Source organism: Ramlibacter sp. AN1015, from assembly GCF_037726105.1.
Taxonomy (GTDB): Bacteria; Pseudomonadota; Gammaproteobacteria; order Burkholderiales; family Burkholderiaceae_C; genus Ramlibacter.
This window is the reverse complement of the sequence record NZ_JBBJUM010000005.1, coordinates 338243-361615: the sequence shown is the minus strand read 5'-3', so window position 1 is coordinate 361615 and position 23373 is coordinate 338243. Positions and strand designations below refer to the sequence as shown.

At 66.4% G+C, this 23373-nt stretch carries 16 protein-coding genes and 6 pseudogenes; 8 read left to right on the top strand and 14 right to left on the bottom strand.

Going from position 1 to position 23373, the window contains the following annotated elements; translation table 11 throughout:
- Nucleotides 1–585: IS66 family transposase (gene tnpC, locus WG922_RS10995; RefSeq protein ID WP_340282627.1), on the top strand; the 585-nt coding region annotated here is incomplete at its 5' end.
- A 176-nt stretch (nt 586–761) separates the two neighbouring features.
- Here tnpC and WG922_RS10990 read toward each other — a convergent pair.
- From WG922_RS10990 to WG922_RS10960, 7 genes and pseudogenes are all read right to left on the bottom strand, one after another.
- Nucleotides 762–2333 (bottom strand): DHA2 family efflux MFS transporter permease subunit, encoded by a 1572-nt coding sequence (locus WG922_RS10990; RefSeq protein ID WP_340282626.1) that lies wholly within the window; start codon nt 2331–2333, stop codon nt 762–764.
- Complete coding sequence (locus WG922_RS10985) at nt 2326–3510, bottom strand: HlyD family secretion protein (protein ID WP_340282625.1); 1185 nt, start codon at nt 3508–3510, stop codon at nt 2326–2328. The genes WG922_RS10990 and WG922_RS10985 overlap by 8 nt, the downstream gene beginning before the upstream one ends.
- Before the next feature lie 3 nt (nt 3511–3513).
- Entirely contained in the window at nt 3514–3996 is a 483-nt protein-coding gene (locus WG922_RS10980) for a MarR family transcriptional regulator (RefSeq protein ID WP_340282624.1), read from the bottom strand.
- A gap of 475 nt (nt 3997–4471) precedes the next feature.
- Complete coding sequence (locus tag WG922_RS10975) at nt 4472–5503, bottom strand: MBL fold metallo-hydrolase (RefSeq protein ID WP_340282622.1); 1032 nt, start codon at nt 5501–5503, stop codon at nt 4472–4474.
- A gap of 233 nt (nt 5504–5736) precedes the next feature.
- A pseudogene (locus tag WG922_RS10970) lies at nt 5737–6669 on the bottom strand (electron transfer flavoprotein subunit alpha/FixB family protein).
- A 106-nt stretch (nt 6670–6775) separates the two neighbouring features.
- Nucleotides 6776–7524, bottom strand: a pseudogene (locus WG922_RS10965) (electron transfer flavoprotein subunit beta/FixA family protein).
- 25 nt (nt 7525–7549) lie between these two features.
- Nucleotides 7550–8670, bottom strand: a pseudogene (locus tag WG922_RS10960) (CaiB/BaiF CoA transferase family protein).
- A 248-nt stretch (nt 8671–8918) separates the two neighbouring features.
- On the opposite strand from WG922_RS10960, the gene WG922_RS10955 reads away from it, so the two are divergent.
- The 5 genes from WG922_RS10955 (at nt 8919) to WG922_RS10935 (ending at nt 14401) form a co-directional block, all read left to right on the top strand.
- Nucleotides 8919–9887, top strand: coding sequence for a Bug family tripartite tricarboxylate transporter substrate binding protein (locus tag WG922_RS10955; protein ID WP_340282621.1), 969 nt, complete (start codon nt 8919–8921; stop codon nt 9885–9887).
- 10 nt (nt 9888–9897) lie between these two features.
- Nucleotides 9898–11637 carry an FAD-dependent oxidoreductase gene (locus WG922_RS10950; RefSeq protein WP_340282620.1) on the top strand — a complete coding sequence of 580 codons (1740 nt, stop codon included), beginning with the start codon at nt 9898–9900 and terminating at the stop codon, nt 11635–11637.
- Entirely contained in the window at nt 11634–11984 is a 351-nt protein-coding gene (locus tag WG922_RS10945; RefSeq protein WP_340282619.1) for an NIPSNAP family protein, read from the top strand. The genes WG922_RS10950 and WG922_RS10945 overlap by 4 nt, the downstream gene beginning before the upstream one ends.
- Nucleotides 11985–12203: 219 nt before the next feature.
- Complete coding sequence (locus WG922_RS10940; protein WP_340282618.1) at nt 12204–13037, top strand: Bug family tripartite tricarboxylate transporter substrate binding protein; 834 nt, start codon at nt 12204–12206, stop codon at nt 13035–13037.
- Complete coding sequence (locus WG922_RS10935) at nt 13034–14401, top strand: MmgE/PrpD family protein (protein ID WP_340282616.1); 1368 nt, start codon at nt 13034–13036, stop codon at nt 14399–14401. The genes WG922_RS10940 and WG922_RS10935 overlap by 4 nt, the downstream gene beginning before the upstream one ends.
- A 69-nt stretch (nt 14402–14470) precedes the next feature.
- Here the strand turns inward: WG922_RS10935 and WG922_RS10930 are convergent, their stop codons facing one another.
- The 7 genes and pseudogenes from WG922_RS10930 to WG922_RS10900 form a co-directional block, all read right to left on the bottom strand.
- Nucleotides 14471–15628, bottom strand: coding sequence for an acyl-CoA dehydrogenase family protein (locus WG922_RS10930; protein ID WP_340282614.1), 1158 nt, complete (start codon nt 15626–15628; stop codon nt 14471–14473).
- Between the two features lie 22 nt (nt 15629–15650).
- Nucleotides 15651–16124, bottom strand: a complete 474-nt coding sequence (locus WG922_RS10925) for a MaoC/PaaZ C-terminal domain-containing protein (RefSeq protein ID WP_340282613.1) — start codon at nt 16122–16124, stop codon at nt 15651–15653.
- Nucleotides 16125–16148: 24 nt separating this feature from the next.
- Nucleotides 16149–16580 (bottom strand): Zn-ribbon domain-containing OB-fold protein, encoded by a 432-nt coding sequence (locus WG922_RS10920; RefSeq protein ID WP_340282612.1) that lies wholly within the window; start codon nt 16578–16580, stop codon nt 16149–16151.
- The gene (locus WG922_RS10915) at nt 16577–17770 is read right to left on the bottom strand and encodes a thiolase family protein (protein WP_340282611.1); all 1194 of its coding nucleotides are present in this window, start codon (nt 17768–17770) and stop codon (nt 16577–16579) included. Before WG922_RS10915 ends, WG922_RS10920 begins: the two co-directional genes overlap by 4 nt.
- On the bottom strand, nt 17767–19059 hold the full coding sequence (locus tag WG922_RS10910; RefSeq protein ID WP_340282610.1) for a CaiB/BaiF CoA transferase family protein: 1293 nt from the start codon (nt 19057–19059) through the stop codon (nt 17767–17769). Before WG922_RS10910 ends, WG922_RS10915 begins: the two co-directional genes overlap by 4 nt.
- 222 nt (nt 19060–19281) lie before the next feature.
- Nucleotides 19282–20112, bottom strand: a complete 831-nt coding sequence (locus WG922_RS10905; protein ID WP_340282609.1) for a FadR/GntR family transcriptional regulator — start codon at nt 20110–20112, stop codon at nt 19282–19284.
- Between the two features lie 431 nt (nt 20113–20543).
- Nucleotides 20544–20958 (bottom strand): annotated as a pseudogene (locus tag WG922_RS10900) (helix-turn-helix domain-containing protein); the annotation flags it as partial.
- 108 nt (nt 20959–21066) lie between these two features.
- Between WG922_RS10900 and istA the strand changes: the two are divergent.
- Together istA and WG922_RS10890 are read left to right on the top strand one after the other, a co-directional pair.
- A pseudogene (gene istA / locus WG922_RS10895) lies at nt 21067–22503 on the top strand (IS21 family transposase); the annotation flags it as partial.
- Nucleotides 22500–23221 (top strand): annotated as a pseudogene (locus WG922_RS10890) (ATP-binding protein). The pseudogenes istA and WG922_RS10890, both read left to right, overlap by 4 nt.
- Nucleotides 23222–23373 lie beyond the last annotated feature (152 nt).

Sequence of the window (23373 nt, the reverse complement as noted above, 5' to 3'; positions counted from 1 at the left end):
ACCTTGTTCGCCAGCGGCGTGACCGAGGCGGGCTGCCTGGCGCACGCGCGGCGCAAGTTCCATGAGCTGTGGGTCAACCACCAAAGCGCTGTGGGCGAGCAGGCACTGGCGCTGTTCGCCCGCCTGTACGAAGTGGAGCGCGAGGTCGCGGACTTGGACGACCTGGAGCGAAGGCGCATCCGACAGGACAGGGGCAAGCCCATCGCCGATGCCCTGCATGCGTGGCTGCAGGCGCAGCGTCAGAAGGTGCCGCCGGGATCAGCCACGGCCAAAGCGATCGACTACAGCCTCGGGCGCTGGGCGGCCTTGACCCGCTACCTCGACGATGGCCGCATGGCGGCAGACAACAACCGCGTTGAGAACCTGATCCGCCCCATTGCGATCGGCAGGAACAACTGGTTGTTCGCTGGGAGCCTGCGCGCGGGCCAACGCGCCGCCGCGGTCATGAGCCTGATCCACTCGGCACGTCTGAACGGGCATGACCCCTACGCTTACCTGCGTGACGTGCTCGAACGCTTGCCCACGCAACCGGCCAGTCGCATCGACGAACTGCTGCCGCATCGCTGGTCCGCTCCGGCCACTTGACTTCGCACCCGTGACCGCACGCGCGGTCAAGATGGGATGGCCGGACGCTTACGGACAAAGGGCAACGTGAATTTCCGAAATGTCGATCAGATCGCCTCGGCCAATGATCCGCGCGAGGTCTACTCAAATTCGACCTGAAAACCGGCACCTAAGACACGCTGATGGGACGCATGGCCTCACGCAGCGGATGCGTGGACCTTCCGGCGCATCATCAAGGCGGGAACAAGAGCCGCCAGGAAAATCACGCCAACGATGAAGAAGCTGTCCCGGTAACCCAACATGTTCCCTTGGCTGTAAATCACACGGCCAAGATAGTTCATCGCCCCGGCCTGGCGTATCGCTTCCGGCACGCCAGCCTGCGCGAGCAAGCCGGCCACATTGCGCAGCATATCGGCCGTCGCGCTGTTGCCCGCGTGCTGCGAAGCCGTAAAGCCATCCACGTAAAGCTGCGAGCGGCGCTCGAGCGAGATTGAAAGAAGGTTGACGCCGAAGGCGCCGCCGAGTTGGCGCACGAAGTTAATAGCGCCTGAGCCCTGGCCGAGCAGGGTTGGCGGAAGCGCTTTGAGGGCGCCGGCGTTCAGACTCGGCATGATGAAGCCAAGCCCGATTCGGCCCAGCATGATCCACCATGCGAACAGCCAGAAGGACGTATCGGTATCGAGGCCCGTCATCAGGAACGACGACAGCGCGAATATGGCCAGGCCGAACATGACCGTTACATAGGCCGGCGTCTTATCAGTGAGACGACCGGCTATCGGGAAGACGACTGCCAGGATCAGTCCCGCCGGCATCAACAGCAGCCCTGAGCGGGTCGCCGTGTAGCCCTGGATCGTCTGCGCGAACAGCGGAATCAAGAAGGTAGAACCGAAGATTCCCGCTCCGAAGATGAAGGCGACGATGGATGCGCCCGCAAAAATCCGGTTGGTGAAGAGCTTGAGGTTGAGCATGGGCGCGGGAGTGTGCAACTCCCAGGCTATGAAGCCGGTGCCCGAGACAAAGGCGATAGCGAAGTCCCGCAGTATGGGATCGGAGAACCATCCGTCCCGTTGTCCATTCGACAGCCCGTTGAGCAATGCCACCAGGAACACGGTTAGCAACCCAAAACCGATCCAGTCGAACTTGCGCGGCGGCCCCGAAGTTGCCCGTCCTGGCATGAAGAGTGTGGAAAGGAACAGCCCGAAAAGGCAGAACGGCACGCCCATGAAAAAGACGTAGCGCCAGCTGAAGCTATCCACCAGGATTCCTCCCAGCGCGGGGCCGAGCGCGGGGGCCAGCACCACGCCGATACCGTAAATGCCCATGGCCGAGCCGCGTTTTTCCGGCGGGAAGACTTGGAAGATCACCTGCATGGCGAGCGGCTGGAGAATGCCGGCCGCGCCTCCCTGGAGCACGCGGGCCAGGATCAGCACGCCTTCAGCAGGGGCCAGTCCGCCCATGAGTGAAGCGGCGATGAAGACCGTCACCGCGAGCATGAAGGTCGCGCGCTGCCCGATCGTCTCAACCATCCAGGCATTGAGCAGCATGGTCCCGGTCATCGCGGCAAGGAAGCCTGTCGATAGGAGCTGCGCCTTGTCCTGACCCATTCCGAAGGCGCCCATGATGTCCGGTAGGGCCACATTGACGATGGTCGAGGTCAGGATCGTGGCGATTGTGCCCATCATGACCGTCGCGGTGACCAGCCAGCGATAGGCAGGTCCGAACCGGGCGAACAGTCCCTCGATGCTGTCCGGGTAGGATTCGCTAGCCACCGGTATCGGCTTTCAACTCCACCATCATGCCGGGTTTGAGTTCGCCACTGTCCTGCCGGACGGCGATGCGCACCGGCAGGCGCTGGGTGATTTTGGTGAAATTGCCGCTTGGGTTGGGGTTGGGCAGCAAGGCGAACTCGCTGGTGGCAGCCTGCCCGACGCGTGCGACCGTGCCCTCGAAGCGCCGCCCGGGTATAGCATCGACTGTGATCGTGACGATCTTTCCTGGCCGAAAGAAGCGGATGTCGGTCTCCTTAATGTTTGCTTCAATGCGGATGTGCTCCGGGTCGTGCACCATCATCAGACGCTGGCCGGGCGCAACGTATTCACCTGCATGCACGAAGGTCTGGTCCACGACGCCGTCGAATGGCATGACGACGGTGCGGTCTTGCAGATCAAGCCCCGCGCGCTGCCGTTGCGCCTCGAGGCGTTGTTCCTCCGGACCAAGCTCCGCGAGTTGGGTTCGCAGCACCGTGAGTTCCCCGCCCGCGGCTTCGGCCTCGGCAAGCGCGGCGCGAGCATTCTCCAGGTCGGCCTGCGCGCTCAGCGCCTGTTGCCTTGCGGTCTCCAGGGCCGCGCGCGTCTGGTCCAGGCGCGCACGGTCAATGGCGCCGAGCGGCGCCAGCTTCTCGGCCCGGGCATTGTCCTGTGCGGCAAGATTGCGTTGGGCCGTCGCTGCTGCTAACGCTGCCTCCGAAGCCCTTACCGCTGCCCGTTTGGCCATAACGCGACTTTGCGTCTGCTGGCCGGTGAGTGCGATCCGCGCTTGAATCTGCTCACGGCGGCGGGCGATCCCGGCGATCTGCGCATTTAGCTCCTGAACAAGTAGACGGCTTTCCCGGTCGTCGATCCGGACCAGCACGCCGTTCTTTAGGGCAACATCGCCCTGAATGACCTCGACCGCCGTGACCCGACCGGGAACCCGGCTGCTGACGGTGACGATGTCGGCAGCAACGCGGGCATCCGTTACAAAGACGTGGGTGAACTGCTGATACAGCCACCAGCCACCAGCGGCCAGGACGATTAGCGCCGCCAGCATTGCGCCATACAGTCGCCCTTGCCGGGCGCGGGGAGGCAAGGACACCGCCTCTGAGCCAGGCTCCGTTTCCTGATCGCTGCGCAGATCGAGTTCCAGGGCGTGAGGCTGGCGTTCCGGACGGCTCACACGTTGGTCCATGGCTCAGCTGTCCATCGGTGCGTCGCTGCGCAGGTGCATCGCCGCTTCCGCACCGCCCAACTTGCCGGCGATTTTGTCGAAAACCCTCAGACAGGTTGTCATCTCCGCAGGGGAGATGTCAGAGAGGATTTCCGCGCGCACTGTCGCCGCGGTCATTTCGATTCTTTGAAGGACGTGAGCGGTCTCAGCAGGGAGGTGAACCGATTTGGTGCGTCGATCGCCGGCTTCTGTCCGGCGCTCGATCAGCCCCTCGGCTTCCAGCCTGTCCAGTGTGCGCACAAGAGTCGGGCCCTGCACACCAAGAGCCTCAGCCAATTCGCGCTGCGTTACCCCATGGGGCAGGCGGGATATGTGTAAGAGGGCCAACCAGCGGGATTCACTGACGCCAACGGACGCCAGCCGCCGGTCGATCTCTGCGCGCCACAGCCGGGCTACAAGGCCGAGGCGAAGGCCAAATTCTTCCTGAATAGTGAGATCCGACTTCATTCATCGCCTGGGAGGTTTCTTCCCATTATAGGTAGCCACCTATTCATCTAGGAGTTCAAGAACCCGTGTGCCGAAGGGCTCCTTGCAGCCACTGCTTCAGGGCATCGACGGGTTGCGGCAGACTATCGCGCAGCGCATCGAGCTGCGACGTATGGAGTCGCCGATTAGCCAGGAAGCGGCAGCAACTCCGGCGGCGAGCACCACGACGGACACACCGACCGGACACACCGACCTGGCTGCCCCTGCCCCTGCCCCTGCCCCTGCCCCTGCCCCTGCCCCTGCCCCTGCCCCTGCCCCTGGGAGCAGCATGCAGCAGTATCGGGCGCCTAAGTCCCTGCCGACAAGGATTTTCGGACTTCCCGATCGGCGGGGTCCCCAAGCATGTCCCCCAAGGAACCCGTCAACCGTTCCAGAAAGCAGGAGCTGATGGAGGCCGTTCAGTGGCACTCGGCCAGACCGGAGCCAACGGACCATGTCACTTCATTCGGTACCACGCGACTCCATCGACCAGTTCCTTGGCGACCTCGCCGCGTCCCAGCAGGAGATTCAGGTTCGCGAGCGCCTCTCCTGTGGCCAAGCCGAGCATCTGGCTGTCGGACGGCTGGACTGGGTGGCGAAACAGGGCGGAAAAGACGTCGATGACCCGTTTCGGCGACTGCAGTGCCTCACGCAATCGATTAAGGACCTGCTCCTGGCCTTCCAGCAGATTCCGCACTCGGACATGCAACCCATGGAAGCATTCGTTGTGCGCCGGCAGCACCAGCACGTCGCCAGGAACGCGCATCCGGATGCGCTCGAGCGACGCGAGCCAGTCCGCCATCGGGTCGGCGTTCGGCTCGATCGGATACACGGAAACGTTCGATGAGATCCGAGGCAGGACCTGGTCACCCGAAATGAACAACTTGAGTTCTTCGCAGTACAGACACGAGTGCTCTGGTGAGTGGCCGGAGCCGGTCACGACGGTCCACGAGTGCCGGCCTATTCGGATGGACTGTCCGTCCTTCATGCGGCGATAACTGTCCGGCAAAGCATAGACATGGTTGCCGAATCTCCCGAACCGTGCGCGATACGCCTCCAGGGCGTTCGCATCCCATCCTGCCTCGCGGTAGAAAGCGATCGCTTCATCGGGTGCCTGCCGGCTCGAGTCACTGACAAGAGCCCGGCAAGAAAGGTACTCGAGTGCGGAGATCCACAGCGCCGCGCCGAACCGGCGACACAGCCAACCCGCCATGCCGACGTGGTCCGGGTGCATGTGTGTCACGATTACCCGCGACAAATTCCTGTCGAACGGTGGGCTACCGAGGAGCCTCTCCCAAGCTCTGACGGTTTCCTCGCCACGGATTCCGGTGTCGACAAGTGTCCATCCTTCTTCATCCTCAATGGCCCAGACATTGATGTGATCGAGCCGGAATGGAAGCGCCAACCTGATCCACCAGACGCCCTGGGCGACGAGTGTGAATCGGCCGCGCTCAGGCGCCTGGATCGGGTTCGAAATTGCGTTGTACATGCGAGGAGATTACGTCATCACGAACCTGGATCAGCGCCGCTTCCCCGGGATGAGTGTCCGGGCCGCTCGCATCCTCTGCCCGTGTTCGCGCCCTGGCCCGACGCAGTCTCCACCCACGGCAGGGGCGGCGGGTCCAGCGCGTGCAGAACAAGGTCACCGTCCGCGGGCTCATCCGTCATCGCTCTCGCCCGCAGCTCAGCGAGCCAGCGCCGCAGGAAGGCCATGTTCCTCCCCTAGATCGCCGACACGAGCTCGGGGACGGCCTGGAACAGGTCGGCCTCCAAGCCGTAGTCGGCCACGCTGAAGATAGGCGCCTCGGAGTCCTTGTTGATCGCAACGATCACCTTGGAATCCTTCATGCCGGCCAAGTGCTAGATGGCGCCGGAGATGCCGGCGGCCACGTACAGCTGCGGCGCGACGATCTTGCCGGTCTGGCCGACCTGCCAGTCGTTGGGCGCGTAGCCCGCGTCCACCGCGGCGCGGCTGGCGCCCAGCGCAGCGCCCAGCTTGTCGGCCAGCGGCGTGAGCACCTCGTTGAACTTCTCGCTGGAGCCCAGCGCGCGGCCGCCGGAGACGATGATCTTGGCGGCCGTGAGCTCGGGGCGGTCGCTCTTTGCGATCTCCTGGCCGACGAACTTGCTCTTGCCGCTGTCGGCTGCCGCCGGCGCCCTCTCCACTGCGGCGCTGCCGCCACTAGCGGCCGTCGCATCAAAGCCGGTGGTGCGCACCGTGATCACCTTAACTGCATCGGAGCTCTGCACCGTGGCGATGGCGTTGCCGGCGTAGATCGGGCGCTCAAACGTGTCGGCGCCGACCACCTTGGTGATGTCGCTGACCTGTGCCACGTCCAGCTTAGCGGCCGCGCGCGGCGCGGTGTTCTTGCCGCTGGCGGTCGCCGGGAACAGGATGTGGCTGTAATTGGACGCGATGGCCAGCACCTGCGCGGCCAGGTCCTCGGCCAGGCCATGGGCCAGCTGCTCGCCGTCGGCGTGGATCACCTTCACCACGCCAGCGATCTGCGCGGCGGCCTTGGCGGCTTCGCCTGCGTTGTAGCCGGCGACTAGCACGTGCACGTCACCGCCGCAGCCAGCCGCGGCGGTGACGGTGTTGAAGGTGGCGCCTTTGATAGACGCGTTGTCGTGTTCGGCGATGACGAGGGCAGTCATGGAATGTCCCCGATGGTCGCCACGCCGGACTCGATCAGCCATCCACCTCCCGCGCTTCGAAGCCGGTGATGGATGGCGGGTCAAGCCCGCCATGACGAGGTTTTCTTCAGATCACTTTCGCTTCGGTCTTAAGCTTCTGCACCAGCGTCGCGACGTTCGGCACCTTCACGCCGCCACTGCGCTTCGGCGGCTCGGTGACCTCGAGCGTCTTCAAGCGCGGCCTGACGTCCACGCCCAGGTCCTCGGGCTTGGCGGTGTCGAGCTGCTTCTTCTTGGCCTTCATGATGTTGGGCAGCGTCACGTAGCGCGGCTCGTTCAGGCGCAGGTCGGTGGTGACCACCGCGGGCAGCGTGATGGAGACCGTCTCCAGGCCGCCATCGACCGCACGCGTGACCTTGGCCTTGCCGTCGGCCACTTCGACCTTCGAGGCGAAGGTGGCCTGCGGCAGGTCGGCCAGCGCGGCCAGCATTTGGCCCGTCTGGTTGCAGTCGTCGTCGATCGCCTGCTTGCCCAGGATCACCAGACCCGGGCTCTCCTTGTCCACCAGCGCCTTCAGGATCTTCGCCACCGCCAGCGGCTGCAGTTCCTCGTCGGTCTGCACTAGGATGGCGCGGTCGGCACCGATTGCCATCGCGGTGCGCAGCGTCTCCTGGCACGGCTGGACCCGCAGGAGACGACGATGACCTCGTTGGCGACGCCCTTTTCTTTCAGCCGCACCGCCTCCTCGACCGCGATCTCGTCGAACGGGTTCATGCTCATTTTCACGTTGGCGATGTCCACGTCCGTGTTGTCCGGCTTGACGCGGACCTTCACGTTGTAGTCCACCACCCGCTTCACGGATACAAGGATCTTTATGGTTCTCTCAACTCTCTTTCGGTTTTCAGGAACGGGAACTTGCCTGCCAGCCAGCCAGCACGGACGACGCATCGACCGGCGGCGTCCCGGACGGTGACTGGATCGCCGCCGGCGTGCGCGAGAAGCGGGGCGCGGGCGCCGTGTGCACGACACCATCCATCTCCACGAACCCGGTGCGCGCTTCGATGTGCGGATGGCGCCGAGCCTCCTCGAGCGTCAGCACCGGCGCGAAGCAGCTGTCACTGCCTTCCATGCGCGCGCACCACTCGGCCAGCGTGTGCCGGCGGAAGGTGGCCGCGATTGCCGTGCGCAACGCGGGCCAGCGCGCGCGGTCGTTCTGCGCATCCCACAGCGGCTGCGGCAGCTCGAGCTCGCGGCATAGCAGGGCGAAGAACCTGGGCTCAATCGGTCCGACCGAGACATGCCGTCCGTCCGCGGTCTCGTACGTGGCGTAGTACGGGGCCCCGCCGTCGAGCATGTTGGTCCCGCGGTCATCACGGTAGAGGCCGCGCAGGCGGTGCGACTGGTTGTTGGTCAGGAGCGAGAGCACGCCGTCGCAGATCGCCGCGTCAACCATCTGTCCTTCGCCGGTGTCCCGCGCATGCATCAGCGCGGCGAGCATGCCGGTGACGAGGTAGAGGCTGCCGCCGCCGTAATCGCCAACCAGGTTGAGGGGTGGTACCGGTCCACGGTCCGGTTCGCCCACCGTGGCCAAGGCGCCGGCGAGCGCGATGTAATTGATGTCGTGGCCGGCGGCCTGCGCCAGGGGGCCGTGCTGGACCCAGCCGGTCATGCGTCCGTAGACCAGGCGAGGATTGCGCTGCGCCACGGCCTCGGGCCCCAGCCCCAGGCGCGCCATCACGCGGGGGCGGAGCCCTCCACCAGCGCGTCGGCGATTTCAAGCAGCTGCAGCACCTGTTCGAGCGCCTCGGGCTGCTTGAGATCCAGCAGCACCGTGCGTCGTCCCCGTCCGACGATGTCCAGCGGATCGACCGGCGGTGCGTCGGGACGGTCGATCCGAACCACGTCCGCGCCCAGGTCCGACAGCAGCATGCAGGCGAACGGTCCGGGTCCGAGCCCGGCGAACTCAACGATGCGAGTGCCTTCGAGCGGCCCGCGACGTGGCGAGGGGGAACTGCATTCCACTTCGATTCTCCGGTTCACCTGTTCATTGTTCGCCCACCACCGTCAGATCGGAGCGCAGCACCGCAGGCGCGGCCGCGTCGGGCCTCAGCGGCGCCGCCTCAGCCATGGCGAGCGTTTAATGCGACCCACGGTACTGGGCTCTTTGATTCGCCTTGAATTCAGCATCTCCGGACTATACAATGATTGGACCAACCATTAGCACCATGCCGCCGGAGTTGCGGCCAACCACCAGCAATAGGAGAGACAACATGAATCCGAGCAAGAGAGCGCTGATCCTGGCGCTGACACTCGGCGCGGGCGCCTCCTGGGCCCAGGCTGACAATTTCCCATCGCGCCCCGTCACCATTGTCGTCCCCTATCCCGCTGGCGGCACCAGCGACGGGCAAGTGCGCATGATCCAGGAGAGCCTGAGCAAGCTGCTGGACCAGCCGGTCGTGGTTGAGAACAAGCCCGGCGCGTCGGGTGCGATCGCGGCGCAGCACGTTGCCCGCTCAAAGCCGGACGGCTACACGCTTCTGTATCCCAACGGCGGCGTGTTGATCCCGCCGCTGATCAACGAGAAGGCCGGCTATGACGCACTGAAGGACTTCAAGCCGGTCACGCTGGTGACGTCGGTCCCTATGGTGCTCGTGGCGAGCAAGTCCGTCCCGGGCAACAGCCTCGCGGACTTCCTGCAGTACGCGCGCAAGGAGCCCAAGGGCATCCTGTACGCGTCGGCCGGCACCGCCTCGTTTGGCCACATCGCCTCGGCCCGCTTTGCGCAGGTGGCGGGGTTCAAGGTGGAGCACGTGCCCTACAAGGGGGAGGCCAACACCACACTGGCCGTGCGCTCGGGTGAGGTGCAGATGCTGCTGACCACGCCTTCCTCCGCCATGCTCGGTCAGGTGCAGCAGGGCAACATTAAGCTGCTGGGCGTCGGCACCGCCAAGCCATCCCCGCTGCTCCCCGGCACTCCGACCATCAACAGCACGGTGCCCGGCTTCACCTCGGAGATCTGGTTCGGCCTGCTTGCACCCGCAGGGACGCCGGACGCGGTGGTCAACAAGATCAACGCCGCGGTAAAGACCGTGATGGCCGATACCTCCATTCGCGACAAGCTCCAGCCCACGGGCGCGCTGCCGCAGACCTCCACGCCGGCCGAGTTCGGCAAGCTGATGCAGGAGGAGTCGGCGCAACTGCGCGAAGTCATCAATAAGTACGGCATCAAGGCTGAATAAGGCGCTAGCCATGAAGGCTGATTACGATCTCATCGTCGTGGGCTCCGGCGCCGCCGGCCTGGCCTGCGCGATCACAGCCAAAAAGCGTGGCCTGGACGTCGTGGTGCTCGAGAAGGAACCCGTTTTCGGCGGCACGACGGCGCTGTCCGGCGGCGTGCTGTGGATCCCCCTGAGCCACCACGGCCGCAAGCAGAACCCGGCCGATTCGGTCGAGGCCGTGCGCACGTACATGCAGGCCGAGACCGGGCGGTTCTACGACGACGAGGCAGTGAAGTGCTTCATCGAGAACGGTCCAAAAATGGTGGACTTCTTCGAACGTCAGACCGAGATGCAGTTCATCCCGACGCTCTATCCGGACTACCACCCGACGGCCCCCGGCGGGGCTGACATCGGCCGTTCGATCCTGGCGGCGCCGTATGACATTCGTGGCCTGGGCAAGGACATGGTGCGGCTGAAGCCACCGCTGCGGACCATCACCTTCATCGGGATGATGTTCAACTCGTCCAATGCCGACCTCAAGCACTTCTTCCGTGCGACCAAGTCGCTGGCCTCCTTCGTCTACGTGGCTAAACGCCTCGCCAGTCACCTGAAGGAATTGGCGGTGTACCGCCGCGCCGTGCAGGTCACGAGCGGCAATGCTCTGGCGGCGCGGCTCGCGAAGTCCGCGCTCGACCTGCGCATCCCCATTCTTACGAACACGGCAGTCGAGCGCGTCCTGATAGATGGCGAGCACGCGGTGGGCGTGCTGGCGAGCGGGACCAACGGCGAACAGCGCTTCAGCTCACGGCACGGCGTGGTGCTGGCGGCTGGCGGCTTTCCGCATGACTTGAAGCGGATCGCCAAGGCGTACCCTCACGTGCAGCGCGGCCACCAGCACCTGTCGCCCACCCCTAAGGGCAACACCGGTGACGGCGTGAACATGGCCGAGGCCATAGGCGGCGTGGTGGACATTCGGTTCCAGGAACCGGCCGCCTGGATGCCCGTGACGCGCGTGGACTTCGGCAAGGGCGAGGTCGGCGTGTTCCCGCACCTGCTGGATCGCTACAAGCCGGGCGTGATAGGCGTGCTCGCCAGCGGCCGCCGGTTCACAAACGAATCCAACTCGTACCACGACGTCGGCGCCGCCATGGCCAAGGCCTGCGCAGGCGTGGACGAGACGGCCATGTGGCTGGTCTGCGACAAGGCCGCCCTGTCCAAGTACGGCCTCGGCTACGTGAAGCCAGCGCCGATGCCGATCGGCGGGCTCGTCCGAAACGGCTACCTGGTCGAAGGCCGCACGCTGGCCGAACTGGCGGCTCGCGCCGGCATCGATGCCGCCGGCCTGGAGCAGACCGTGCGCGATTACAACCGCGACGCGGTCCGCGGCGAGGACCCCGCCTTCGGCCGCGGCAGCAACAGCTTCAACCGCTACCTGGCCGACCCGGAGCAAAAGCCGAACCCGTGCGTCGCGCCGATCGAGCAGGGGCCGTTCTATGCCGTGAAGCTAGTGATGGGCGACCTCGGCACCTTCGACGGCATCACAACCAGCGTCGTGGGCGAAGTGCTGCGCCGCGACGGAACCCCGATCGGTGGCCTCTACGCGGTCGGCAATGACCGGGCCAGCATCATGGGCGGCAACTATCCGGGAGCCGGCATCACCCACGGCCCCAACATGACGTTTGCGTATGTCACCGCACACCACATTGCCGACCGTGCCGGCGCGAAGGGTGCGGAGGCTCGGCAGGTTACTCGGGAGCGGCTACCGGTATGAACACGCCCATCGTTCCGCTCACGAGAGCGCTGGTCGATCACCGCGTTTACACGATCGCCTTGCGCAAGATGCCGGAGTTCCTCGACGTCTTCCAGCGCCTTGCCATGCCGGTGCTGCTGGAGACCCTGGGACAGCCGCTGGGCATCTACACCAGCCTTGTCGGGCCGCAGAACCAGTTTGTGCACCTATGGGGCTATGAGGACTTGGCCGATTACGAGCGGCGCTGCCAGGCGCGCGACAGCCATCCGGCGTTCGGTGCTTACCTGGCCGCCTCCGGCCACCTCATCACGGCACAGGAAACGCGCCTCATCCGCGCGGTGCCGCTGGCCGAGCCCCCTCGCACCTAATCCCACGCCACGCCACCTGCGCGGCGACTTGCTGCCGGTGGTTCGTTCCGGTCGAGTTCCAAAAGAGAGAGAGAGAGAGAGAGAGACATGAGGTTCACCAAACGCGCCTTCGTTCTGGCAGCCGCCGCCGTCGCGTGCAGCGGCGTCCAGGCCGATGTCCCCTGGCCCAGCCAAACCATCCGGCTGGTCGTTCCGTTCACGCCTGGCTCCAGTTCCGATGTGACCGCCCGCGCCGTCGCGCAGAAGATCGCCGGCCCGCTCGGCCAACCCGTCGTGGTGGAGAACAGGCCGGGCGCCAACGGCGGCATCGGCATGCAGGCGGTGGCACGCAGCAAGCCCGACGGCCATACGCTGGTAGTCGGCACGGTGTCGACCACGGTCGTGCCCCCGCTCATTTCCAAGAACATTTCCTACGACCTGTTCAAGGAGTTCACGCCGGTCGCCACGATGGCCAACACGCCGCTGTTGCTCACCGTGGCCAACGATTCGCCGCTACGCAGCGTCGGCGATCTGGTCGCCGCAGCGAAGAAGGCGCCGAAGACCCTGACCTACGGGCAGGGGGCGGGCCTGTACCGCATCGCCATGGAGGCGCTCAACCACGCGGCCGGCATCGACCTGCTTGCCGTCCCGTTCACCGGGCCGGCGCAGGCGGCGACTGAATTGCTGGCCGGACGGCTCACGGTAAACCCCGATGCGCTGGGCGCCGCCGGCCCGATGCTCCAGGCCAAGCGGATGCGCGCGCTGGCCGTGCTGGGCTCCAGCCGCACCCCGAGCCTGCCCGATGTTCCGACCATGCAGGAAGCCGGCTTCAAGGACTTCGCGTTCAACGGGTGGCTCGGCGTACTGGCGCCCACGGGGACGCCGCAAGCAGTGATCGAGCGGCTGCACGCCGAGATTGCCAAGGCGGTCCAGACGCCCGAGGTCCAAGCCCTGTACACCGGCCTGGGCATGGAATCGACCGTGCTGTCACCCAAGGCCTACGGCGATGAGATGAAGAAGGACATGGCCCGTTACCAAGCGGTGGCAAAGCAGGCGGGAATCCAGCCGGAATGAGTGTTGCCACGGAATCCACCCTACGGCAACTCGAACGGCAAGCCGGCGCGATGACCGCGGCGGCCATCCCGGAAGCCGTCCGGCGGCAGGCCCGTCTCTGCATTCTGGACACGGTCGGCTGCGTCCTGGCCGGCACGCGCACCGAGGAGGCGCAGCTCGCGATGGCCTGCGAGCCGGCCTCTGGCGACGAAGACGCAACCGTACTCGGGACCCCCCACCGGCGCGCGCCGCGGGCCGCCATGCGCATCAACGGCTATCTCGGCGACGTGCTCGAACTGAACGACCTGATCGGCGGACACGCCAGCATTGGCAACGTCGCGGCCGCACTCGCCTTGGGCGAGTCGCTGGGTTCCTCCGGAGCCCGCGTGCTCGAGGCCGTGGTGCGCGGCATCGAGGTGACCTCCCGGGTCTACGATGCCGTGTACCCCACGCTGCGCCGCTACACCGAGGCCGGGCTGGTACCCGTGGGCATCCCTTCCACGATCGGAGCGTCGGCCGCGGCCGCCCACCTGCTCGCGCTGAACGAGGAGCAGACCCTCCACGCCATGGCGATCGCCGGCAGCCTCGCCGGCTGGTGCCCGGCGGAAGTGATCTTCGGCAAGGGCGGCACAGTCAAGCCGATGCTGTTCGGCGCGCAGCCGGCCGACGTGGGCGTGACCGCGGCACAGTACGCGCGCGCCGGCATGACCGGTCCCGCCGACCTCCTGGACAGCAAGATCGGCTACTTCGCCACGGCGTCCACCGGCGGCCGCTTCGATGCGCGGCCCTGGGAGGGCCGCTGGGCCCTGGCGCAGCCCCGCCGCAAGCTGCACGCGTGCTGCGGCTACCTGCATGCCGCCGCGGATGCCTTGGGCAAGCTGCGCCAGCGCGTCGGCGCCGCAGTGGAAAGCGCTCACATCGAGGTGCGCGTGCCGCCCTACGTGGCCGACGTAGTGAGCAAGGACCGCCTGCCCGACTCCCCGAACGACGCGCGCTTCCACCTGCAGTACTGCCTGGCCCAGATCGCCTGCGGCGCGGACGTCATCCTGCCGGAGCACAGCATCGCGCTGACCGACCAGCTGCAGCGTCCCGGGATCGTGGCCGCGATGTCGCGCGTCGCCGTCGTGCAGGATTCCGCGCTGTCGCACTACCACCATTGCCGCGTCGAGGTGATCGACGCCGCCGGGCAATCGACCGTGCAGGCGCTGTCGGCGCCGCGCGGCTCACCGCAGGAGCCTCTTGCGGACGAGGACGTGGTGCAGAAGTTCCATGCGCTGGCCGGGCCCGTGCTGGGAAGCGAACGCGCCGGTCGCTTCGCCGATCATGCGCTGCGCCTCGAAGGCGTCGATGACATGCGGGCCTGGATCGCGCTGCTTCGCACCTGATCGCCTCGCGTCTTCCAACAAAAGGCCCGCCGGTTTGCCGGCGGGCCTTTTCTCATGCGCGCAAGCCGCTTACAGGTCCATCGACTTGGCGAGGATGTTGCGCTGGATCTCGCTCGTGCCGCCGCCGATCGGGCCCACCCGCGAGTCGCGGAAGAACATCTGCATGTCGTACTCGTTCGAGTAGCCGGCACCACCCATGATCTGCATGCCGATGTCGGCGCACTTAAAATTGTTCTCGGTGGCGACGATCTTAGCCATCGAGGCTTCCTGCACCACGGGGAAGCCGCCGTCCAGGAGGTCCGCCACCCGGTAGGTCATCTGGCGAGCAGTCTCCGACATGATCAGCATGTCCGCCAGCTTGTGCTGGATCACCTGGAACTGCGAGACCGGCTTGCCGAACTGGATGCGGTCGCGTGCGTAGTCGCGCGCGTACTCGGTGATCTTGAAGCAGTGGCCGGACGAGATCGCCGCCAGACCCAGGCGCTCCAGGCCCAGCGCGGACATGATGTTCTTCCAGGCCTGGCCCTCGCCGCCGAACAGGTTGCCCACCGGCACGCGGACGTTGTCGAAGAAGACCTCGTTGGCGTGCGTTGTTCTGCGACCCAGCATAGATAGCGGCCGGATGGTGACGCCCGGCGTCTTGGTCGGGACCAGGATGGTGCTGATGCCGCTGTGCCGGGCCTGGGTATCCGTCTTGACGATCGCCACGAGGTAGTCCGCGACGTGCGCACAGGTGATCCACACTTTGCTGCCGTTAATCACGTACTCGTCGCCATCGCGTACCGCGGAAGTCTTGATCCCGGCCACGTCGGAGCCGGTGCCCGGTTCGGACATGCCGAGCGCCAGCTTGGCGTGTCCGCTGACGATCTTGGGGATGATCTCCTGCTTCAGTTCGGGCGAGCCGAACTTCGCGACATGCATGCCGGCGTAGATCGTCGTGGTGGTCACGGCTTGGGCGATGCCGGTGTAGTAGTAGCCCAGCGTTTCGAGGAGGACGGCGATGTCCTTGTAGGAGCCGCCAACGCCGCCCAGCGCCTCGGGATAGAACAGGGCTAGGTAGCCGGCGTCCGCCAGCGCGTTATAGGCCTCATGCGGGAAGGTGCGCGACTCGTCCATCTGCGGCACCTTGTCCCACGGTAGATGGCGCGACAGCAGGTCGAGCACCCCCTCGCGCATCATGCGTTGGTCGTCGGTCAGGCCGGCGGTGTTGATCAGGGACTGGGCCATGGCGTACTCCGGGGAAAGGGGTTCAGGATTTGTTCGACACGGCCTCGCGGCCGGCGCGGGTCAGAACCATGGTGGTCATGAGGCCGGTCTGCACGACCTCGTCGCGCTGGTTCAGCAGCTCCATGCGGCGCACCAGAACGCCTCGATCCGGCTTGGTCGTCGGGCGGGCCGAAAGGACGGTGGCGCGCAGCCGGATCGTATCGTTGAACAGGATCGGCTTGAGGAACTTCCACTCGTCGATGCCCAGCGCCGCTATGGCGGTGCCGTCGAGGTAGCCCAGGCTAGCGCTCAGGCCGGTTGCCACCGAGAGCCCGAGCGCGCCGTGCGCGATGCGCTGTCCGATCGGCGACCTGGCGCTGTGGACCGCATCGGTGTGCATGGGGTTCACGTCACCCGAGATCCACGAGAACTGGACGACGTCGGTTTCCGTGATTGTGCGGGCCCGGCTTTCGTCAACCTGGCCGACCTCGAACTCTTCGATGCATTTTCCTCGCATCTGGGACTCCTTGATGTTGGGGGATCAGGGCGCGACGGCGCGCGCTGCGAACAGCGGCCCGTCCTCGTACTTCAGGACGGTCATCTCGACGGCCATGCCCGGCGTCCAGTCGGCACCTGGTGTGTCGAGCAGCCGGCACGCGAGCCGGATGCCGCCCTCCAGGTCGACAATGCCGGCGGCGTAGGGCGCCTCGGCCGCGAACACGGCCGGCGCCGCATGGATGCGGGTCCAGGAATAGAGCGTCCCGCGCGCGGAAAGCGGGCGCCAGCCCACCCGGTCGGACCAGCAATGCGGGCAGATCGGCCGCGGAGGGAAGGTTTGCCGGCCGCAGGCCTCGCAGCAGGTGGTGTGCCAGCGGCCCTGCGCCAGCGCTTCCCAGAAGGTCTTGGTGAAGGCCGAGGTGCGGGGCGGGTAGGCGCGGCGGCCCGGGGCCGGGAGCTGCGGGAGCTGCGTCATCCCATGGCCTCCAGGACGTGCACGAGGGCGGCGTTGTAGTTGCCCAGCTCGCCGGTGGACAGGCCGAAGCGGGCGTTTTTCACCTGCCGGTCGCCGGCGCGGCCGCGCAGCTGTTCGAGCAGCTCAACATAGTTGTAGAGCGAGGTCACGTAGGCGGGATGCCCGCGCGAGGTCAGCCCGCCCGAGGTGGACACCGGGATGCGGCCACCGAGCCGCGTCTCGCCTTCGGCGGCGGCCCGGGCGCCCGGGCCGCGCCGCACCAGCCCGATGGCTTCGGTCACCAGCACTTCGACGATCGTGCAGGGCGCGTAGAGCTCCACCACGTCGAGGTCGATGGCCGTGATCCCGGCTTGCCTATAGGCGTCGCGCGAGGCGCACGCGGCCGCCTCGAAGCCGATCATGTCGTTTGGGACGTCGTTGATCTGGTGCGTGCCATCGTGGTAGAAGCCTCGCCCGCGCACCAGCGCATAGGGCCGGCCCAGCGACTTCGCGACTTCTTCACTCGCCAGGACCAGGCAAGCTGCGCCGTCGCCTCGCGGCGGCACGTCGTACAGGCTCAGCGGCTCAACGATGGGGCGCTGGGCCAGGACCTCCTCCAGCGTGATCGGCTTGCGGTACTGGGCCAACGGGTTGAGTGAGGCGTGGTAGCGGTTCTTGACCGCCACGGCGGCGAGCTGCTCGCGGGTGGCGCCGGTCTCATGCATGTAGCGCATGGCATCCATCGCGTACCACGCGATGGGCGTAAAGCCGGCCGACGTGTGGAAGTCCACGTCGCCAGTGGCGCGCATGCTGCTCATCATGTGCTCGGCGGCAGGAACGGCGCTCTCCATGTTGATGCCCATCGCCAGCGCCACTTCCGAGCGTCCCAGCAGGATCTCGTCGCAGGCCTTGTCGAAGGCCAGCGCCGCCGTCATGCCGTTGCCCATCACCTCCATCACGCTGCCGCGGCAGGCCAGCCGCAGCTGTCCAACCAGGAAGGTGTGGAAGTACTTCTGCCGCGTGTAGGGGCGCGGCAGCGTGAACACCAGGCTCTGGATGTCCTCCTTGGAGATGCCGGCGTCCCGGACCGCCTCCGCCACCAGCCGCGTCATGATTTCGTTTTCGAGCACCTGAAGCGCTTCCTCGTCAGCGGTCTGGTGGCGGCCGTTGGGGATGGCGCTGGCGCCGACCAGGGCGACGCGGCGTGTCACGCGGGCACCTTTGCTGCCTCGGCGGCCGGGGCGCCGAACGCGCCTTCCGCCTGCAGCCGGGCAATGCGCTCGTCGTCGTAGCCCAGCGTTTCGCGAAGCACCGCCTCGGTGTGCTGGCCGACCGCGGGAGCGGCCTGTGGCGCGACGGATGGCGTGCGCTCCAGACGCACTGGGTTCGCGATGTTGGGTATCCAGCCCTTCACCGGGTGGGGGATACGGGTGATCAGGACGCGGGAGCGCGACTCGTCGGAGGCGAGCGCCTCGCCCAAGGTGCGCACCTGCCCGTGCGGCACGTTGGCGGCGCGCAGCCGCGGCGCCCAGTAGCTCCAGGGCTGCCTGGCGAAGGCCTCGTCCATGATCTGGAAGATGCGATCGCGTTGTTCGAGCCGCTTGACGCGATGCGACAGCACCGGGTCGTACGCGAGATCGGGGCGCCCCAGTACCTGCTCGAACATCCGCTGGAAGATCTTGTCGTTGCCACAGTTGATGTAGAAGGGCTTATCCTGCGACATGAACACGCCCGACGGGCAGGTGTCCGGACTGACATTTCCGTTGCGCTCCGGCTCGTAGCCCGTGGTCAGGTGCTGCATCGCGCCGAAGCCGGTCATCAGCAAGGCCGTGTCGAATAGCGCCACTTCCACTTTCTGCCCCACGCCGTCACGGCCGCGAGCCATCAGGGCCAGCAGGATGGCGTTGGTCGCGGACATCGCGGTCGCGACGTCCATCACCGCGGCCCCGGTGCGGACGCCCTGGCGGTCGGCATAGCCGTTCATAGAGATGAATCCGCTTTCCGCCTGTGCGATCGGGTCGAAGCCCAGCCGGTCGGCGTATGGGCCTTCGCGCCCGTACGCCGAGATGCAGCAGTAGACGAGGCGCGGATTGAGGCTCGCGCAATTGGCGTAGTCCAGTCCGAAGCGGTCCATCACGCCGCTGGAGAAGTTCTCCACCAGCACATCGGCCTGCTCGATGAGTTGCTTGGCCACCTTCAGGCCCGCCTCGCTCTTCATGTCGAGCGCGAGGCTTTTCTTGTTCCGGTTGGTCCACAGGAAGGGCCCGCCCTGCGCCGGGATCGCAGGATCCACCGTCGGGTAGTGGCGGAAGTCATCGCCACGCTCCGGCGCCTCGATCTTGATAACGTCGGCGCCGAAGTCGGCCAGGGTCTGCGTGGCCAGCGGACCGGCGATGAAGTGCGTGAAGTCGATGACCTTCAATCCGCTGAGGGCGGGCGCTGCTCGCGACGGCGTCGTCTGATGGACGGGCAGGGCCTCGATGCGTTGCTGGTCGAACACTGATGCTCCTTATCAATGATTGGACCATTATAGTGCAGCGGGAGGTCGCAAGCGCGACCACGCTGCCGACGGGGCAGGACGAGGTCAGACCGCGGCGTGAGAGCCGGCCCAGTCTTTAGGCTGGAACCAGGAGCAGCGTCAAGGCGACCGCGCCTGCAGCTCCGCTGTCCTGCCGGCGTGCGGCCCGGGCTGTGAGGACCGGCTAGGTTAAGCTCAGGCCGGTCAGCGAGGACTGGCCGGGCGTGGACGCCGCTGAACGGCCGCGGCGCCTGCCGTCGGCAGCAGTTTCGCGGCAGCGGCAGGCGCCGCTTCCTTCGCCAGAGAGAGATAGCTGCGTTGCAGGCGCTTGAGGCTCGACTCCATCTCGGCGATCGCGCCTTCCACGTCTCGCGCTTCCATCAGCTTGATGAAGCGCTTGCGCGACGGCAGCACGAATGAGTTCTCGTACGGCCCGATCGTTTGAACGAAATGGTGCAGCACGGCCAGCAGGCTGTCCATCACGATCACCACCACGGGGTTACGCGTCATGCGCGCGAGAATCCTGTGGAACTCCAGGTTGACTTCAGCGCGCTCGTCGAGATCGCCCCGGGCGTTCGCCCCCTCCGCTTGCCGGACGTTCTCGCGCAGCTGCTCGATCTCTTCCGATGTGTTCCGTTGGCACGCTTCGCGTACCACGACCGACTCAAGCCAGATCCGCGCCTCGGTCAACTGTTCGGGGGAGATAGTGCCGCTGTGGTACATGTCCAGCAGCCCGGTCGCGATCGCCTCTCCGCTCGCCTCGCTGATGAATGCGCCGCCGGTCGCGCCCTTCTGGAGGCGGACGAGGCCCGCATGCTCCAGCGAGCGCAGGGCCTCCCGCAAGGTATTGCGGGACACGCCGAACTGCTCGGCCAGGGCCCGTTCAGACGGCAACCGATTGCCAACGCGCAGCTTCCCCTCCGCCAGTTGGGCGCGGATCAGCGTGGCGATTTCCTCGAACGCGCGCGGCGACCTGATGGGTCGGAAAACAGGGGCGTTCGCGTCGAAAGTGTCGGGGAGTCGGGCGGCTGCCAAGGTGCTCGGAGCTCTAGTGCATAAGGTCAATGATAGATCCAAACCGGGCTCATGGCGTGCACCGCGAGCGCTGTCGGGCACACGGGGTCGCGCTCTAACGCTCTGAAGCCGCGGGGTCGAGCGAGGCGACACCTAACGCCCGAGCCCCGCAGGCGCGCGAGAGCTTCCATATTTCCGGCGCGCCGCCTGTCGCCTTCCCCGATGGCCACTCAAACTCCCCCGGGTATGGCCACCCCAAACTCCCCCACCTGAACTGATCGGGAACAGGGGGTAACGCCGGCGTCGTCAGCACCTGTGTGGCGGGACGTGAACCCGACTTCCCCGAGGGGAGGTCACGGAGTGAACGTTTTGAAGCCCCACAAACGAACCACCAACTTCACCCTTCTGGGCCTTGCCAAGAGCCAGAGCGACATCGAGCGCATCACCGGCCTGTCGATGTGCAGCAGGTCGCCCGCAGAACCGTTCGTAGCGCTGCACCGGCTCACGCGGCTGCAAATCCGAAAGCTTCGAAAGCCCGGCACGAGCAAGCACCCGGCTGACCGTGGCCGCCGAGACGCCCACCTGCTGGGCGATGCGGGTCTGAAGCAGACACTTGCGCCGCAGCTCCACGATCAGCAGGGCCGTGGCCGGCGTGATCGACCGGGGTGAGCTCTTCGGGCGAGATGAAGCATCTGACAATCCTGCTTCGCCTTCAGCAAGGTAGCGCCCCAGCCACTTGCGCGCTGTCGGTGGCGTCACACCGTGGCGCGAGGCCGCATCCGTGGTGCTTAGGCCCTGCTCGGTCATTTCTTGAACCATCTGAAGGCGACGGGCGAAGGTAAGTCGGGCATTCTTATGGGTGTTCATCCGGCTGTTTCTGGAAGTGCTGGGTGTTTGGCGACTTCCAGTCTCCCAGACTCTGCATGGGTGAACTGCAGAAACAACGTATTGGATCTTCACACCTAGACCGCAAGACGCTCGTACCAGCGTGCGTACGAGACGCAGCGTGCAAACTCCCCCGGGGTGGCCGTCGACCCGGCCGATCAAATTCCTCCGCCCTGGCCACCGGGTCATGGCGAGGGCTCGCCGCCGGTGGCCACCTATCGCGACGCCCAGTTGCGCCTGGGCCGTAACGCCATGGCGATCTACCAGGACTTGGTGGACCAGCACGGCTTCGACGGCGCCTACAACTCGGTCAAGCGCTTCGCCGCACGGCTGCGGCACAAGCAGTCCGAGCAGTTCGACCGCCTCTCGTTTGCGCCCGGCGAGGAGATGCAGGTCGATTACGGCGAGAGGGCGCCCACGCCGGCGCCAGGAACGGACCGGTACCGCAAGCCGCGGCTGTTCGTGGCCACGCTGCGCTACTCGCGGCGCAGCTTCCGGGTGGTGGTGTGGAAGTCCAGTCAGCAGGTGTGGGCGCAACTGCACGAGCAGGCCTGGCGTCACTTCGGCGGATCCTGCCGCTCCGTGGTTCTGGACAACCTCAAGGAGGGTGTCCTCAAGCCCGATCTGTACGAGCCCGAGCTCAATCCGGTGTACGCAGCTACGTTGGCGCACTACGAGGTGGTGGCCCACCCGGCGCGGGTGCGAGATCCCAATCGGAAAGGGACGGTGGAGAGCGCGATCGGCCACACCCAGGCCACGGCGATGGAAGGCAAGCGCTTCGAGACGCTGGAGGAGCAGAACGCCTTCCTCGACCACTGGGAGCGCACCTGGGCGGCCACGCGCATCAATGGCGCCGAGCGGCGCCAGGTGCAGGCCATGTTCGAGCAGGAGCGCGCCCACCTGCAGCCGCTGCCGCTGGTGGGCATGCAGTACTTCAGCGAGGTGCAGCGCACGGTGTGCGACGACAGCTGCGTGCGCGGCGACCACAGCAGCTACGCGGCCCGGCCGGCGCCCATCGGATCGAAGGTGCTGGTGCGCCTGTTCGAGCGGCGCCTGGAGATCCGTGACCCGAGGACGCACGCCCTGCTGCGCACCCATGCCCGAGTGGATCGGCCCGGCAGCGTGGTGCTGCCCATGGGCGAGCGGGTGTTCAACCCGGCGCGCGAGACGCTTCATCCTGCAGCAGGCCAACGCCATGGGCGCTCAGGCCAGCCGGCTGTGCCAGATGCTGTTCGCCATCGAGGGGCGCGTGGGACAGCGCAAGCTCTGGGGCATCGTGCAGTTGGCCCGGCGCTACCCGAGGCATCTGGTCGATGCCGCCTGTGCGCAGCGATGGACCAAGGCGTGCACAGCTATCGCCACGGCAAGGCGCTGACCGAGAGGCTAGTGGCCGAGGCCCTGGTGGCGCTGGGCAGCGCTGTGACCAAGCCGGCGGCAAGCGCCGGCCTGACCCAGCAGCACGAGCTCATTCGCAGCGTCCGCGAGTACGGCGATCTGTTCGCGCATGCCGCGGGGGTGCAGCCATGAACATGACCGAAATCGGACGTGCCTTGCGCGAGCTGCGCCTATCCGGCATTGCCGACACCCCGCTCCACCCGCGTGATGAGGCCGGCCCAGCAACCGTTCCTTGGAGAACCTGGGGGCCATGCTGCAGGACGAGCTGGACCGGCGCCGCTCGCGACTGCTGGATCGGCGCTACGAGCGCTCAGGCCTGGCCGAACGCCTGACCCTGGCCGACTTTGACTGGCGCTTCAACCCCAAGCTGCCGCGCGCCGCCTGCTTCGAGCTGCACACGCTGAAGTTCGTCGCCGAAGGCGCCAACGCACTGGTCATCGGCAAGCCGGGCACCGGCAAGAGCCACGTGGCCAAGGCGGTGGCCACCAGGCCGCCCTCAGCGGCTATGACGTGCGCTACGTCGAGGCCGACACCGAGTTCGCCCGCTATGGCCTGGCCAGCGCCACCGAGCAGGCCGCGCAGCTCAAGGACTGGGGTCGAGGCAGACCTGCTGGTGCTCGATGACCTGTTCCTCGCACGGCGCATCGCCGACGTGAGCGCCGAGCTCCTGCAGGCCATCGTGCACCAGCGATACAAGCTGCGCCGCGCCATCGTGATCACGTCCAACCGCGTGGTGAGGCAGTGCGAGCTGACGGCGCGATCGGAGACGCTGCTCAAGCGAGGCTGCGCAAGGATCCGCGATCGATCAGGTCCAGCACCTCTTAGGGGCCGATGGCGGTGCAGCGGGTGACCGGTTCGGCCAGCACCTCCACGCGCGGCCGGTGCGGTACGTGCACGCCGATCAGCCGCGATGGTCGCCAAGATTTCCAACACTCCAGTCGCCGACGAGCGTGGCAGCTTCTGCGGTACTTCTGGCGGGCGAATGTGGACGTGGATCTGCTG

Bases quoted from the DNA above. Each gene is read 5' to 3' on its own strand.
- WG922_RS10985 (WP_340282625.1), bottom strand. From the start codon at position 3,510: ATGGACCAACGTGTGAGCCGTCCGGAACGCCAGCCTCACGCCCTGGAA.
- WG922_RS10980 (WP_340282624.1), bottom strand. From the start codon at position 3,996: ATGAAGTCGGATCTCACTATTCAGGAAGAATTTGGCCTTCGCCTCGGC.
- WG922_RS10975 (WP_340282622.1), bottom strand. From the start codon at position 5,503: ATGTACAACGCAATTTCGAACCCGATCCAGGCGCCTGAGCGCGGCCGA.
- WG922_RS10955 (WP_340282621.1), top strand. From the start codon at position 8,919: ATGAATCCGAGCAAGAGAGCGCTGATCCTGGCGCTGACACTCGGCGCG.
- WG922_RS10950 (WP_340282620.1), top strand. From the start codon at position 9,898: ATGAAGGCTGATTACGATCTCATCGTCGTGGGCTCCGGCGCCGCCGGC.
- WG922_RS10945 (WP_340282619.1), top strand. From the start codon at position 11,634: ATGAACACGCCCATCGTTCCGCTCACGAGAGCGCTGGTCGATCACCGC.
- WG922_RS10935 (WP_340282616.1), top strand. From the start codon at position 13,034: ATGAGTGTTGCCACGGAATCCACCCTACGGCAACTCGAACGGCAAGCC.
- WG922_RS10930 (WP_340282614.1), bottom strand. From the start codon at position 15,628: ATGGCCCAGTCCCTGATCAACACCGCCGGCCTGACCGACGACCAACGC.
- WG922_RS10925 (WP_340282613.1), bottom strand. From the start codon at position 16,124: ATGCGAGGAAAATGCATCGAAGAGTTCGAGGTCGGCCAGGTTGACGAA.
- WG922_RS10920 (WP_340282612.1), bottom strand. From the start codon at position 16,580: ATGACGCAGCTCCCGCAGCTCCCGGCCCCGGGCCGCCGCGCCTACCCG.